This window comes from Neisseria weaveri (assembly GCF_900638685.1).
Classification (GTDB): Bacteria; Pseudomonadota; Gammaproteobacteria; order Burkholderiales; family Neisseriaceae; genus Neisseria; species Neisseria weaveri.
The window spans coordinates 1346726-1362520 of record NZ_LR134533.1 but is presented as its reverse complement, the minus strand read 5'-3'; the positions used below and the strand labels follow the sequence as shown (position 1 = coordinate 1362520).

General features: G+C 43.3%; 11 protein-coding genes. All 11 read right to left on the bottom strand.

Features of this window, described 5'->3' with window-relative positions:
• Positions 1-5: 5 nt before the first annotated feature.
• The 11 genes from rplW to rplL all read right to left on the bottom strand — a co-directional run bounded on the left by rplW (position 6) and on the right by rplL (position 15762).
• Positions 6-320: a 50S ribosomal protein L23 gene (gene rplW, locus EL309_RS06575; RefSeq protein ID WP_193777265.1), complete on the bottom strand. Its 315-nt coding sequence runs from the start codon at positions 318-320 to the stop codon at positions 6-8.
• A complete protein-coding gene (gene rplD, locus EL309_RS06570) occupies positions 317-937 on the bottom strand; it encodes a 50S ribosomal protein L4 (RefSeq protein WP_004282549.1) in 621 nt (206 codons plus the stop codon). Before rplD ends, rplW begins: the two co-directional genes overlap by 4 nt.
• Positions 937-1581: a 50S ribosomal protein L3 gene (gene rplC / locus EL309_RS06565; protein ID WP_004282550.1), complete on the bottom strand. Its 645-nt coding sequence runs from the start codon at positions 1579-1581 to the stop codon at positions 937-939. The genes rplD and rplC overlap by 1 nt, the downstream gene beginning before the upstream one ends.
• Before the next feature lie 138 nt (positions 1582-1719).
• Positions 1720-2031 (bottom strand): 30S ribosomal protein S10, encoded by a 312-nt coding sequence (gene rpsJ / locus EL309_RS06560; RefSeq protein ID WP_002642322.1) that lies wholly within the window; start codon positions 2029-2031, stop codon positions 1720-1722.
• Positions 2032-2050: 19 nt separating this feature from the next.
• Positions 2051-3235, bottom strand: a complete 1185-nt coding sequence (tuf, locus tag EL309_RS06555) for an elongation factor Tu (protein WP_064130938.1) — start codon at positions 3233-3235, stop codon at positions 2051-2053.
• 104 nt (positions 3236-3339) lie between these two features.
• Positions 3340-5445, bottom strand: a complete 2106-nt coding sequence (gene fusA / locus EL309_RS06550) for an elongation factor G (protein WP_004284552.1) — start codon at positions 5443-5445, stop codon at positions 3340-3342.
• Positions 5446-5463: 18 nt separating this feature from the next.
• Complete coding sequence (gene rpsG, locus EL309_RS06545; protein WP_036494573.1) at positions 5464-5934, bottom strand: 30S ribosomal protein S7; 471 nt, start codon at positions 5932-5934, stop codon at positions 5464-5466.
• A gap of 117 nt (positions 5935-6051) precedes the next feature.
• Positions 6052-6423: a 30S ribosomal protein S12 gene (gene rpsL / locus EL309_RS06540; RefSeq protein WP_002218431.1), complete on the bottom strand. Its 372-nt coding sequence runs from the start codon at positions 6421-6423 to the stop codon at positions 6052-6054.
• Between the two features lie 227 nt (positions 6424-6650).
• A complete protein-coding gene (gene rpoC / locus EL309_RS06535; RefSeq protein ID WP_004284575.1) occupies positions 6651-10829 on the bottom strand; it encodes a DNA-directed RNA polymerase subunit beta' in 4179 nt (1392 codons plus the stop codon).
• 119 nt (positions 10830-10948) lie between these two features.
• On the bottom strand, positions 10949-15127 hold the full coding sequence (gene rpoB, locus EL309_RS06530) for a DNA-directed RNA polymerase subunit beta (RefSeq protein ID WP_004284577.1): 4179 nt from the start codon (positions 15125-15127) through the stop codon (positions 10949-10951).
• 266 nt (positions 15128-15393) lie between these two features.
• Positions 15394-15762, bottom strand: coding sequence for a 50S ribosomal protein L7/L12 (gene rplL, locus EL309_RS06525; RefSeq protein ID WP_004284580.1), 369 nt, complete (start codon positions 15760-15762; stop codon positions 15394-15396).
• Between the last annotated feature and the right edge of the window lie 33 nt (positions 15763-15795).

The following is a 15795-nucleotide window of genomic DNA, read 5'->3' as shown; positions in this document are numbered from 1 at the left end:
TTCACTTATTCCTTATCTGCAGCTGCTGCAGCGGCATCAATATCAATTTCTTGACCAGCAACTAGAGTTACATATGCTTTCTTAACATCACTACGACGACCTAAAGTACGACCAAATCGTTTTACCTTACCCTTAACAGTAACCGTCGTAACTGATGCGACTTGAACACCAAACAAAAGCTCAACCGCAGCCTTGATTTCAGTTTTATTAGCATTTGGCAAAACTTTAAATGCCATTTGATTACGTAACTCTGCCAACAAATTACTTTTTTCAGAAACAATAGGCGCCAAAATAACCTTCATTAAACGTTGTTGATTCATACCCATTGCTCCTCTAATTGCGCAACAGCATCTTTAGTAATTACTACCTTTTTGTAACGCAATAGGCTATATGGATCAGCCAACTGAGCTTCTAAAACCAATACGTTAGGTAAATTACGCGATGCCAAATAAACGTTTTCATCCAATTGCTTAGTAACAAATAAAACCTGATCCATACCAAGATTTTTTACTTGCTCAGCAAAAGCTTTTGTTTTCGGGGTCTCAGCAACCAAACTTTCAATTACAAACAATCGTTCATCACGCACCAATTGAGACAAAATAGCAGCCATACCAGCACGATACATTTTACGATTTACTTTTTGAGTAAAGTTTTCATTTGGCTTATTAGGAAAAGCTCTACCACCACTACGCCACAAAGGAGAAGAAGTCATACCCGAACGAGCACGACCAGTACCCTTCTGACGCCAAGGCTTTTTAGTTGAATGATTAACTTCTGCACGAGTTTTTTGAGCACGATTACCAGAACGGGCATTAGCCAAAAAAGCAGTTACCAACTGATGCACCAATGCTTCATTATATTCGCGAGCAAACAGTGCATCAGAAACAGACAAGCCACCAGAAATCTGGCCTTTATAGTCAATTACTTTCAATTCCATTATGCACCCACCTTCACACTAGGACGAACCACAACGTCTGCATTGACAGCACCAGGAACAGCACCTTTTACCAACATCAATTGACGTTCAACATCAACACGCATTACTTCTAAACATTGAACTGTGGCCTTAGTATTGCCATACTGACCTGCCATACGCTTACCAGGAAAAACTCTACCTGGGTCTTGCGCCTGTCCAATTGAACCAGGAACTCGATGAGAACGTGAATTACCATGAGACGTACGCTGCGCCCCAAAATTGTGACGTTTAATAGTACCAGAGAAGCCTTTACCTTTAGAAGTACCTGTCACATCTACCAACTGACCCACTTCAAACATTGCAACAGTAATTACATCACCAGCCTTTAGTTCGCCTAACTTATCTTCAGACAAAGAAAATTCAATCAAACCAGAACCAGCTTCAATACCCGCTTTAGCAAAATGTCCCGCTTCTGCTTTATTCACACGATTAGCTTTCTTATTACCAAAGGCAACTTGAACAGCAATATAGCCGTCTGTATCTTTGGATTTTACCTGTGCAACGCGATTAGCAGACATATCCAACACGGTTACAGGAACAGAAACACCCTGCTCATTAAACACGCGAGTCATGCCCACCTTGCGTCCAACCAGACCTAAAGTCATGATTTTTTCCTTATAAACAAGGGGTTGGTTTCGATTGACCAACCATATTTCACAAAAAAATGGACTTGGAAAATTTCCAAGTCCATTACTATACAATATTTTCTCTTATCAAATCAAGAGAATATTTTTCATATATAGTTACTGTACCTTAATTTCTACATCGACCCCAGCAGGTAAATCCAATTTCATCAAGGCATCTGTAGTTTTATCAGTCCAATCGACAATATCCATCAAACGCAAATGCGTACGAATCTCCAATTGCTCACGTGAAGTTTTATTCACATGGGGAGAACGCAAAATATTGAAGCGTTCAATTTTTGTAGGCAATGGGATCGGGCCTTTTACAACAGCACCGGTACGCTTAGCAGTTTCAACGATTTCTTGAGCAGAACGATCAATCAAACTGTAGTCGTAAGCTTTTAAACGGATACGGATTTTTTGATTTGCCATTTGATCTATATCCTTCCAATTAAGCGATGATAGAAGATACTACGCCAGCACCTACAGTACGGCCGCCTTCGCGAATCGCAAAACGCAAACCTTCTTCCATAGCAATCGGAGCGATCAATTCTACAGTAATGGTCACATTCTCACCAGGCATTACCATCTCAACGCCTTCTTCCAAAGTTACCGCACCGGTAACGTCGGTAGTACGGAAATAGAATTGAGGACGGTAGTTAGCGAAGAACGGAGTATGACGACCACCCTCTTCTTTGCTCAATACGTACACTTCAGCTTTAAACTTGGTGTGCGGAGTAATAGAGCCGGGTTTAGCCAATACTTGACCACGCTCAACGTCTTCACGTTTGGTACCGCGCAACAGTACGCCAACGTTATCACCGGCCTGACCTTGATCCAGCAACTTGCGGAACATCTCAACACCGGTACAAGTGGTTTTTTGAGTCTCTTTCAGACCTACGATTTCAATCTCGTCACCTACGTTGATGATACCGCGCTCTACACGACCGGTTACTACGGTACCGCGGCCTGAAATAGAGAATACGTCTTCAATCGGCAACAGGAAAGGTTTGTCAACTGCGCGCTCAGGAGTCGGGATGTAGCTGTCCAAAGCAGCAGCCAATTCAAAGATTTTTTCTTTGTAAGCTTCGTCACCTTCCAAGGCACGCAAAGCAGAACCTTGAACGATCGGGCAATCATCACCAGGGAAGTCGTAGCTGCTCAGCAGATCACGGATTTCCATTTCTACCAATTCCAGCAGCTCTGCATCATCAACCATATCGCATTTGTTCATGAATACGATGATGTAGGGTACACCTACTTGACGAGCTAACAGGATGTGCTCACGGGTTTGCGGCATAGGACCGTCAGCAGCAGAACATACCAAAATAGCGCCGTCCATTTGGGCAGCACCGGTAATCATGTTTTTAACGTAGTCGGCGTGACCCGGACAGTCTACGTGAGCGTAATGACGGGTTTCGGTTTCGTATTCTACGTGAGAAGTATTAATGGTAATACCGCGGGCTTTTTCTTCCGGGGCATTGTCGATTTGATCGTAACCTTTAGCCTGACCACCGAATTTTTCAGCCAAAATAGTGGTCAATGCAGCAGTCAAAGTGGTTTTACCATGGTCAACGTGACCGATGGTGCCAACGTTTACGTGCGGCTTGCTCCGCTCGAATTTCTCTTTAGCCATGAGCTAATTCCTTTTTACATAAAGATCAATTAAAGAACAATAGCCGTCTAAAAAAGATAATGCTTAGAATTTTTTCAGACGGCCTCAAAATATGAATTTAACTATCAGCCTTTACGAGCTTCCGTTACAGCCGCTGCAACGTGTGCAGGTGCTTCTGCATATTTCTTAAACTCCATAGAGTATGTAGCACGACCTTGTGTTGCAGATCGCAAGTCAGTGGAATAGCCAAACATTTCTGCCAAAGGCACTTCAGCTCGAACTTTCTTACCACCGATACCATCGTCATCCATACCTAATACAATACCACGACGACGATTTAAATCACCCATTACATCGCCCATGTATTCTTCAGGAGTTTCAACTTCAACAGCCATAATCGGCTCTAAAAGAGCTGGAGATGCTTTACGCATACCCTCTTTAAATGCTTGTGATGCAGCCAATTCAAATGCCAGTTGAGACGAATCAACATCGTGGGAAGAACCAAATACCAAGCGAACTCGCACATCAACCACTGGAAAGCCTGCAACTACACCATTCGGCAAAGTGTCACGAATGCCTTTATCAACAGATGGGATAAACTCACGAGGAATCACACCACCTTTAATTTCATCAATAAATTCGTAACCTGCACCACCTGGCTCCATAGGTTCCATTTTAATCACAACGTGACCATACTGACCTTTACCACCAGATTGTTTTGCATGCTTATATTCAGCTTCAACTTCCTTCCGGATAGTCTCACGATAAGCTACTTGAGGTGCGCCGATATTTGCATCAACACTAAATTCACGCTTCATTCTGTCTACAATAATTTCCAAATGCAATTCACCCATACCGGAAATAATTGTTTGACCAGACTCTTCATCTGTACGTACTCGGAATGAAGGATCCTCTTTGGCCAGTCGATTCAAAGCAATACCCATTTTTTCTTGGTCTGCTTTTGTTTTTGGCTCAACAGCAACATGAATCACCGGCTCAGGAAACTCCATACGCTCCAAAATAATTGGAGCATTATCTGCACACAAAGTCTCGCCAGTCGTTACATCTTTCAAACCAATTGCAGCAGCAATATCACCTGCACGAACCTCTTCAATTTCAGTACGATCAGCAGCAGTCATTTGTACCAAACGACCTATACGTTCACGAGTACCTTTAACAGAGTTCAACACCGTATCGCCAGATTTAACTACGCCAGAATAAACACGAATAAATGTTAAATTACCAACATATTTATCATTGAGCATCTTAAATGCAAGTGCAGAGAATGGAGCGTCGTCACTCGCTTCACGCTGATCTGCTTCATCACTGGACGGATGAACACCCTGAACAGGTGGAATGTCAGTAGGAGCCGGCAATAACTCAACAACAGCATCCAACATACGTTGAACACCTTTATTTTTAAAGGCCGAACCACAAAGCATTGGCTGAATTTCACCTGCCAATGTACGCTGACGCAAAGCACCAATGATTTCTTCCTTGGTCAAGCCACCGTCTTCCAGATACTTGTCCATTAACTCTTCACTAGCTTCTGCCGCAGCCTCAACCATATTAGCACGCCACTCTTCAGCTGTAGCTACCAAATCAGCAGGAATATCACCATATTCAAAAGTGGTACCTTTATCCGCCTCATTCCAAATAATGGATTTCATTTCAAGAAGATCAACAACACCTTCAAAATTATCTTCAGCTCCCACTGGAATTACAATAGGCACAGGATTGGCACGCAAACGAGTTCTCATTTGCTCCACTACACGGAAAAAGTTTGCGCCTTGACGATCCATCTTATTAACAAATGCCAAGCGCGGTACTTGATACTTGTTAGCTTGACGCCACACAGTTTCAGATTGCGGCTGCACACCACCCACAGCGCAGTAAACCATTACAGCACCATCCAAAACACGCATTGAACGCTCTACTTCTACCGTAAAGTCAACGTGTCCCGGAGTGTCGATAATGTTAAAGCGGTGCTCCGGAAACTGTTTAGCCATACCAGACCAATATGAAGTTACGGCAGCAGAAGTAATAGTAATACCACGCTCTTGCTCTTGCTCCATATAGTCGGTTGTTGCAGCACCATCATGCACTTCACCTAGTTTATGAGTCAAACCAGTATAAAATAAAATACGTTCGGTTGTAGTTGTTTTACCCGCATCAATATGAGCAGAAATACCAATATTGCGGTACAGGCTGATTGGAGTCTTACGAGCCATTTGATTAGCCTTTCAAAATTAGAAACGGAAGTGAGAGAATGCTTTATTTGCTTCAGCCATACGATGCACTTCTTCACGTTTTTTCAAAGCACCACCGCGACCTTCAGAAGCATCAATCAATTCACCCGCTAAACGCAGATCCATTGATTTTTCACCACGTTTACGCGCTGCATCACGCACCCAACGCATTGCCAAAGCCAAGCGACGAGAAGGACGAACCTCAACAGGAACTTGATAGTTTGCACCACCTACACGACGGCTTTTCACCTCAACGATAGGCTTAGCATTAGCAATAGCTTCATTAAAAACTTCGATGGCAACTTTTCCAGTTTTCTTTTCAATTTGCGCCAGAGCACCATAAACAATACGCTCCGCAACTGATTTTTTACCATCAATCATCAACACATTCATGAATTTAGTCAGCTCAACGCTACCAAACTTTGGATCTGGCAATACATCGCGCTTAGGGACTTCTCTACGTCTTGGCATTTTAATTTCCTTTTAATCTATTCAGCTGGGAAAATTCCCATGAATACTTAATTAAGTACTCACTTACTCGGCCATTTTTAACATAGGTGACCGACGTGCCTGGTTAAATCCCAATTATTATTTAGGACGCTTAGCACCATATTTAGAGCGGGCTTGCTTACGATCTTTAACACCCGCAGTATCTAAAGAACCACGAACAGTGTGATAACGAACACCTGGCAAGTCTTTTACACGACCACCGCGAATCAATACTACACTGTGTTCTTGCAAGTTATGGCCTTCACCACCAATATATGAGATTACTTCAAAACCATTAGTCAAACGAACTTTACACACTTTACGCAAAGCCGAGTTAGGTTTTTTAGGAGTAGTAGTGTATACACGAGTACATACACCACGCTTTTGAGGACAAGCCTCTAGCGCAGGCACTTTATTTACGTACACAGGCTTTTGACGACCTTTGCGTACCAATTGATTAATAGTAGGCATATTTTCTCATCCTGTTGAGTTAAATACTTACCGACACCACGCCGGCAAGAGACGAATTATAGTATTTATGCAACAATAGAGTCAAGTTAGTTTATGTAGGAAGTTTTTGTTTTGTAACATTTTGACCATCATTGGCTTTAACTTATCAATCTAAAAAAATAATAAAACTGCCATATTTGTAATTACAAATATGGCAGTTTTATTTAAAAAATTGCTATAAATTTACCTTATTGATTCTCATCCATATGCTCGACAATTTCTGCCTCATGATGCTCTTGCCATTGACGGCGACGGCTCCGATGATAGGTTAAACCAGTACCTGCTGGAATTAATCGGCCCACAATTACGTTTTCTTTCAAGCCTCGCAATTCATCTTGCTTACCCATAATTGCAGCTTCAGTCAATACACGAGTTGTTTCCTGGAATGATGCAGCTGAAATGAAGCTATCGGTAGATAATGACGCTTTAGTAATACCCAATAACACATTTTCATAGCGCGCCGGTTCTTTATCTTCTTCAATAGCTTTTTCATTAGCCAGCATTACATCACCACGCTCTACTTGCTCACCAGTAATAAAGCCTGTTTCTCCTGCATCAACAATACTTACCCGGCGCAGCATTTGGCGAATAATAACTTCGATGTGCTTGTCGGAAATCTTCACACCTTGCAGGCGGTAAACCTCTTGTACCTCTTGTACGATGTAGCGAGCCAACGCTTCGATACCTTGCAAACGCAGAATATCGTGCGGGTCAACTGCACCATCTACAATGGTTTCACCACGGTTTACCACTTGGCCGTCGTGAACAAGAATCTGTTTCTCTTTGGAAATCAGTGTTTCATAAGCCACGCCGTCCACATCGGTAATAATCAGGCGTTGTTTGCCTTTGGTTTCTTTACCAAAAGACACTGTGCCGGTTACTTCGGCCAACATACCTGCATCTTTAGGCACGCGGGCTTCAAACAGCTCGGCTACACGCGGCAAACCACCGGTAATATCACGGGTTTTGGAAGACGCTTGCGGAATACGCGCCAAGACATCACCTTTACCAACTTCTTGCCCTTCCCTAACAGTAATTACTGCCCCAACAGGGAATGCCATAGAAACTGCAGTATTTGTACCAGGTATACACACTTCCAAACCATTTTCATCTAACAGCTTAATAGTCGGTCGTAACAGTTTAGAGCTAGAAGCAGATCTACGGCGACCATCAATCACAACCAAGTTAGACATACCAGTTACATCATCCGTCTGCTTGGCAACGGTAACACCTTCTTCTACATTTTCAAAACGCACACGTCCAGCATATTCAGTAATCATTGGGCGTGTATGAGGATCCCATGTAGCCAGTGTTTCACCTGCTTTAACCCCAGATCCATCTTGTACCAATAAAGTGGCACCATAAGGCACTTTATGACGTTCACGCTCACGGCCAATTTCATCATGAACCACCAACTCGCACGAACGTCCAATAACTACTAACTCGCCCTTATTATTGGCAACATAGCGCATTTGGCTATTAAATCGGGCGGTACCGTTTGACTTGGCTTCAATTTTAGAATCAGCAACAGAACCAGAGGCAGCACCACCAATATGGAAGGTACGCATAGTCAACTGCGTACCGGGTTCACCAATGGATTGCGCAGCGATCACACCCACAGCTTCACCTGCGTTAACCAATTTACCTCGCGCCAAATCGCGACCATAGCAATGGGCACACAAACCATAACGTGTTTTACAAGTAATAGGCGTACGAACTTTTACCTCATCTACCCCAGATTTATCAATTAAATCCAACAATCGTTCTGTCAACAAAGTTCCAGCCTCTACCAGAGTTTCTCCGCTGGATGGATCTACAACATCAGAAGCTGTTACACGACCTAAAATTCGATCACGTAAGGCTTCAATAACATCACCACCCTGCACCACGGCTTTCATGACAAAACCGTCAGTCGTACCGCAATCGTCTTCTACCACTACCAAGTCTTGGGTAACGTCCACCAAACGGCGGGTCAAGTAACCTGAGTTTGCCGTTTTCAATGCGGTATCCGCCAAACCCTTACGCGCGCCGTGGGTCGCAATAAAATATTGCAATACAGTCAAGCCTTCGCGGAAGTTTGAAGTAATTGGCGTTTCAATAATCGAACCATCCGGCTTGGCCATCAAGCCACGCATACCGGAAAGCTGTTTAATCTGGGCTGCCGAACCACGGGCACCCGAATCGGCCATCATGTAAATGGAGTTGAAAGATTCTTGGTCTACTTCGTTACCTTCGCGATCAATGACTTTTTGTTTGGAAAGATTGTCCATCATTGCTTTAGCGATTTTATCGCCGGCACGACCCCAAATATCCACCACTTTGTTGTAACGCTCGCCGTTTGTTACCAAACCATCGCGATATTGTTTTTCAATTTCTTTTACTTCGTTTTGCGCCTCAGCTAACAATTTGGCTTTTTCTTTCGGAATCTCCATATCATCAACACAGATTGAGATCCCGCCTTTAGCCGCATAAGCAAAACCGGTATACATCAAATGGTCTGCAAAAATAACCGTTTCACGCAAACCACATAAGCGGAACGAAGCATTAATAAGCTTAGAAATTTCTTTTTTCTTCAATGCTTTATTAACATACTCAAACGGCAGGCCTTTAGGAAGAATCTCACTCAATAAAGCACGACCGACTGTTGTCTCATAACGATTAACAACCGATTCAAACTCTCCATCACTATTTTTAATCCATTCTCGAACACGGACAGTAATTTTTGTACCAAGCTCAACCTGCTTAGTATGGTAAGCACGATGCACCTCTTTAACATCTGCAAACAAACTACCTTCGCCTTTACCGTTAATTTTATCCCGGGTCATGTAATACAGACCCAATACAATATCTTGCGACGGCACGATAATCGGTTCGCCGTTGGCAGGAGACAGTACGTTGTTGGAGGCCAACATCAAAGTGCGAGCTTCCATTTGTGCTTCCAAGCTCAACGGAACGTGTACGGCCATTTGGTCACCGTCAAAGTCGGCGTTGAACGCAGCACAAACCAGCGGATGCAGCTGAATAGCTTTACCTTCAATCAGGATAGGCTCAAACGCCTGGATACCCAAACGGTGCAGAGTCGGCGCACGGTTCAACATGATCGGATGTTCGCGGATCACCTCTTCCAAAATGTCCCATACTTCCGGCACTTCTTGTTCTACTAATTTTTTAGCTGCTTTAATGGTAGATGCCAAACCTTGTTTTTCCAGCTTGTGGAAAATAAATGGTTTGAACAATTCCAAAGCCATTTTCTTCGGCAAACCGCACTGATGCAGACGCAGGTAAGGACCTACGGTAATCACGGAACGACCTGAATAGTCCACACGTTTACCCAACAGGTTTTGACGGAAGCGGCCGCCTTTACCTTTAATCATATCGGCCAATGATTTCAGTGGACGTTTGTTAGCACCGGTCATGGCTTTACCGCGACGGCCGTTATCTAGCAGCGAATCTACGGCTTCTTGCAACATACGTTTTTCGTTACGTACGATAATATCCGGCGCATGCAATTCCAATAAACGTTTCAAACGGTTGTTACGGTTGATCACGCGGCGGTACAAATCATTCAGATCGGAAGTTGCGAAACGGCCACCGTCCAGAGGTACCAACGGACGTAAATCAGGCGGCAACACCGGCAACACATCCATAATCATCCATTCGAGCTTCATACCCGAGCGTTGGAAGGCTTCCAATACTTTCAAGCGTTTGGCAATTTTTTTGATTTTGGTGTCTGAGCCGGTAGATTCCAACTCTTGACGCAATATTTCAACTTCAGAAGCGATATTCAAAGTACGCAACAACTCACGAATACCTTCGGCACCCATCTTGGCATCAAAGTCATCGCCATACTCATCCAGCTTATTAAAATAGTCATCTTCGGTCAGCAATTGGCGGCGTTGCAATGGCGTCATACCCGGGTCGGTAACTACATAGGCTTCGAAATACAACACGCGTTCGATGTCGCGCAAAGTCATATCCAAAACCATACCCAAGCGGGACGGCAGCGATTTTAGGAACCAAATATGGGCAACAGGTGCGGCCAATTCGATATGGCCCATACGCTCGCGACGTACTTTAGACAAGGTAACTTCTACGCCACATTTTTCACAGGTTACACCTTTGAATTTCAAGCGTTTGTATTTACCGCACAAACATTCGTAGTCTTTTACAGGGCCAAAAATCTTGGCACAGAACAAACCGTCACGCTCCGGCTTGAAAGTACGGTAGTTGATGGTTTCCGGCTTTTTCACTTCACCATAAGACCATGAACGGATGGTTTCCGGAGATGCAATACCAATTTTAATTGCATCGAACTCTTCTTCCATACTGGCAGTTTGCAACGGATTAAATAAGTTTGATAAATTCATTTTTGCTCCTTATGGAACGATTATTTTCAGACGGCCTTGCATTAACTCTGTAACTCTGAAAATATACACGATATCTCGCCGTACTCAGAAGCCGTCTGAAAAACAATTCCGATATTCTCTTAGTAACGTTCTAAATCAATATCCAGACCTAAAGAACGAATCTCTTTAACCAATACATTAAAGGATTCAGGCATACCGGCATCGATCTTATGTTCGCCTTTAACGATATTTTCATACATCTTCGTACGGCCATTTACATCGTCAGATTTAACCGTCAACATCTCTTGCAGCGTATAAGCAGCACCATAAGCTTCTAATGCCCACACCTCCATCTCACCGAAACGCTGGCCACCGAATTGGGCTTTACCACCCAAAGGCTGTTGCGTTACCAAACTATACGGGCCTGTTGAACGGGCATGCATTTTCTCGTCAACCAAGTGATGCAGTTTCAAATAATGCATCACACCAACCGTTACACGACGATCAAATGCTTCACCTGAACGACCATCATATAAAGTAATTTGAGTCTTGGTGTCATTAAAACCTAATTTTTGAACTTCAGGATCTTCACTCGGATATGCCAAATCTAACATGGCTCGGATTTCAGATTCTTTAGCACCGTCGAATACCGGCGAGGCGAATGTGGCTCCGCGTTTCAGATTCTCAGCCAAAGCTAAAATTTCTTCATCGCTCAGCTCGTCCAGATTCTCCTGCTTACCGCTGTTGTTATAGAGTTTATTCAGGAACTCACGGATTTCGCCTACTTTACGCTGCTCGGCCAACATGCGGTCGATGCGCTCACCAATACCTTTTGCTGCCCAGCCCAAGTGAACCTCAAGAATTTGTCCGATATTCATACGGGACGGCACACCCAGCGGGTTCAGAACGATATCGACGGGGCGGCCGTCTGCCATATAAGGCATATCTTCCACCGGCAGAATGCGCGATACCACACCTTTGTTACCGTGGCGACCGGCCATTTTGTCACCGGCTTGCAGGCGGCGTTTGATGGCGATAAATACTTTTACCATCTTCTGAACGCCCGGCTGCAGTTCATCACCTTGTGTCAGTTTTTTCTTCTTCACTTCATACAAGGCGTCGGCTTCTTCGCGTTTTTGTTGCAAGCTGACTTTGATCAGCTCCATTTGCTTAGCCAACGATTCATCGGCCAAACGGATATCGAACCAATCGTGCTTGCTCGGCAAAGATGCCAGATATTCGGCAGTAATTTCGCTGCCTTTAGCCAACTTCATCGGGCCGCCATTGGCTTTTTGACCGACAATCATGCGCTCGATACGGCTGAATGCGTCGTTATCAAAAATACGCAACTGGTCACCCAAATCTTGGCGGTAGCGTTTCAGCTCTGAATCAATAATCGATTGTGCACGTTTATCGCGTTGAATACCTTCGCGGGTAAATACCTGTACGTCGATTACGGTACCGCTCATGCCGGTAGGCATACGCAATGAAGTGTCTTTCACGTCCGACGCTTTTTCACCGAAAATGGCACGCAGCAGTTTTTCTTCCGGTGTCAGTTGGGTTTCGCCTTTAGGCGTTACTTTACCTACCAAAACATCACCGGCTTCAACTTCCGCACCGATATAAACGATACCGGATTCGTCCAAACGGTTTTGCATGCGCTCGGATAAGTTCGGGATATCGCGGGTAATGTCTTCCGCGCCCAATTTGGTATCACGCGCCACCACATTCAATTCTTCGATATGGATAGAAGTGTACCGGTCATCGGCTGCCACTTTTTCAGAAATCAGAATCGAGTCTTCGTAGTTGTAACCGTTCCACGGCATGAAAGCGATGGTCATGTTTTGACCCAAGGCCAATTCGCCTAAATCGGTAGAAGCGCCATCGGCCACTACGTCGCCGCGTTGCAGCACATCACCGGCTTTTACCACAGGACGTTGGTTAATATTGGTTGATTGGTTTGAGCGGGTAAATTTCACCAAGTTGTAAATATCCACACCCACTTCACCGGCTGTCGCTTCATCATCGTGCACGCGAACAACGATACGGTTGGCATCTACATATTCCACAACACCACCGCGACGGGCAACGATTGCAGTAGCAGAGTCAACAGCTACCGAGCGCTCAATGCCGGTACCTACCATCGGTTTTTCAGGACGCAAACAAGGCACTGCTTGACGTTGCATGTTGGCACCCATCAAGGCACGGTTCGCATCGTCATGCTCCAAGAAAGGAATCAGTGATGCGGCCACAGAAACCACTTGGCCAGTCGCTACGTCCATGTATTGCACACGGTCGGCAGTAGCCATGATGGTTTCGCCCTTTTCACGACAGGTAATCAAGTCACCGGTCAAGCAGCCGTCTGAATCCAATTCGGCGTTTGCCTGTGCAATCACATAGCGACCTTCTTCGATAGCAGACAAATAATCGATTTCATCGGTTACTTTACCATCCACCACACGGCGGTATGGAGTTTCCAAGAAACCGTATTCGTTGGTGCGTGCGTAAACAGACAATGAGTTAATCAAACCAATGTTCGGACCCTCAGGTGTTTCAATCGGGCAAACACGACCATAGTGAGTCGGATGTACGTCGCGCACTTCAAAGCCTGCACGTTCACGTGTCAAACCACCTGGACCTAAAGCAGACACACGACGCTTGTGGGTAATTTCCGACAGCGGGTTGGTCTGATCCATAAATTGGCTCAACTGGCTGGAACCGAAAAACTCTTTAATTGCGGCAGAAACCGGCTTGGCATTAATCAAATCGGTTGGCATCAAGTTTTCAGATTCCGCTTGATTCAAACGCTCTTTTACTGCTCTCTCCACACGCGCCAAACCACTGCGGAATTGGTTTTCTGTCAACTCACCAACTGAACGAACTCGACGGTTACCCAAATGATCAATATCATCAACACCATCATTATGATTACGTAATTCAACTAAGGTAGCAATTGAAACAACAATATCTTCTATACTTAAAACATTACCGCCTTTATTGGCTGCATCAGCAAATGTCTCACCAAGCAAGCGACCGTACCAAGTTTTCTTCTGACGCTCCGATAACTTTTGCTCATATGTGCGGGTATTGAATTTCATTCGACCAACGCGAGATAAATCATAGCTGTCTTCATTAAAAAATAAACGACTGAATAATGACTCAACAGCTTCTTCAGTAGGAGGCTCACCCGGACGCATCATTCGATATATTGATACACGTGCAGCTTGCTGATCTAAAGTTTCATCAGTACGCAAAGTATTAGAAATATAACCACCTTGGTTCAATTCATTAATATACAGAGTTTGAATCTCTTGAATACCATGAATATCGAGCTTTGCCAAAAGCTCTTCTGTAATTTCTTCATTAGCTATAGCCAATACTTCACCAGTATCAGGCGCAATAACATCATTAGCCAGAACTTTTCCTAACAACACTTCCGGCTCAATTGATAAACGAGTAATACCAGATTTTTGAATAAGCTGAATATGTCTTGCATTAACAGCTTTCCCTTTTGGAACTAAAACTTCACCGTTATTATCAATAATGTCTGATTTTAATGTTTCACCTTTAAGACGCTCAGGATCTACAGCAATTTGAATGCCATTCTTAGATAAATAATAAGCTTCTTTATCATAGAAAGTTTCTAAAATCTGCTCATTATCATAACCCAATGCCTTCAATAAAATTGTTACAGGCATTTTTCTACGTCGGTCAATACGGAAGTAAAGCAGGTCTTTAGGGTCGAATTCAAAATCTAACCAAGAACCACGATAAGGAATAATACGTGCAGAAAATAACAATTTTCCTGAAGAATGTGTTTTTCCACGGTCATGCTCAAAAAACACACCGGGAGAGCGATGCAATTGAGAAACAATGACGCGCTCTGTTCCATTAATAACAAACGAACCACTTGGAGTCATCAATGGAATCTCACCCATATAAACTTCATTTTCACGAACTTCTTTCACAACTGCTTTTGAAGACTCTTTGTCCAAGATGACTAAGCGAATACGTGCACGTAAAGGAGCTGCATAAGTAATACCACGTAGTTGACACTCGGGAATGTCAAATAATGGCTCACCCAAAGTGTAATGCACAAACTCTAAACGAGCATGACCATTTTGACTAACGATGGGGAATATAGAATTAAATGCAGCTTGTAAACCATCATCTGTTCTTTGATCAAATGGCTTATCTAATTGCAAAAACTTGGCATATGAATCCAATTGGGTAGCCAGCAAAAATGGAACCTCTAATACGTTTTCACGCTTTGCAAAGCTCTTACGAATCCGTTTTTTCTCAGTAAAAGAATAATTCATTGAAACTCCTAAGAATGGAACTCTCTAAATACAGTAATTGTAAATAAAATATATTTATAATTAGAAAATAGAAATAAACATAAAAAATCTATTAGTATTACGTGTATTATTAGCTCCAAATACACTTTCCACTAATTTTTCAATAACAATATTTACATTTATTTTCAATAAACAATGCAAATAAATGTAAATATTATTGCCTATTCACTTTCAAATGAAAAATAAGGCTGGCAGAAAACTGCCAGCCTTGATGGAATAATTTCCAATTATTTGATCTCAACTTTAGCGCCAGCTTCTTCCAATTGTTTTTGGATATCTTCAGCTTCAGCTTTTGAAACACCTTCTTTAAGAGTTTTAGGAGCGCCATCAACCATGTCTTTAGCTTCTTTTAAGCCTAAACCAGTAATAGCACGAACAACTTTAATTACACCAACTTTTTGATCACCAGCAGATGCTAAAATCACATCAAACTCGGTTTTCTCAGCAGCGCTTTCTGCTGCTGCTGCAGGACCAGCTACAGCAACTGCTGCTGCAGACACGCCAAATTTCTCTTCAAAAGCTTTAACCAAGTCATTCAATTCCATAACGGTTAAAGAACCAACAGCTTCCAAAATGTCTTCTTTAGTAATAGCCATGCTATTTAAACTCCAAATATTGTATGTAAGAAA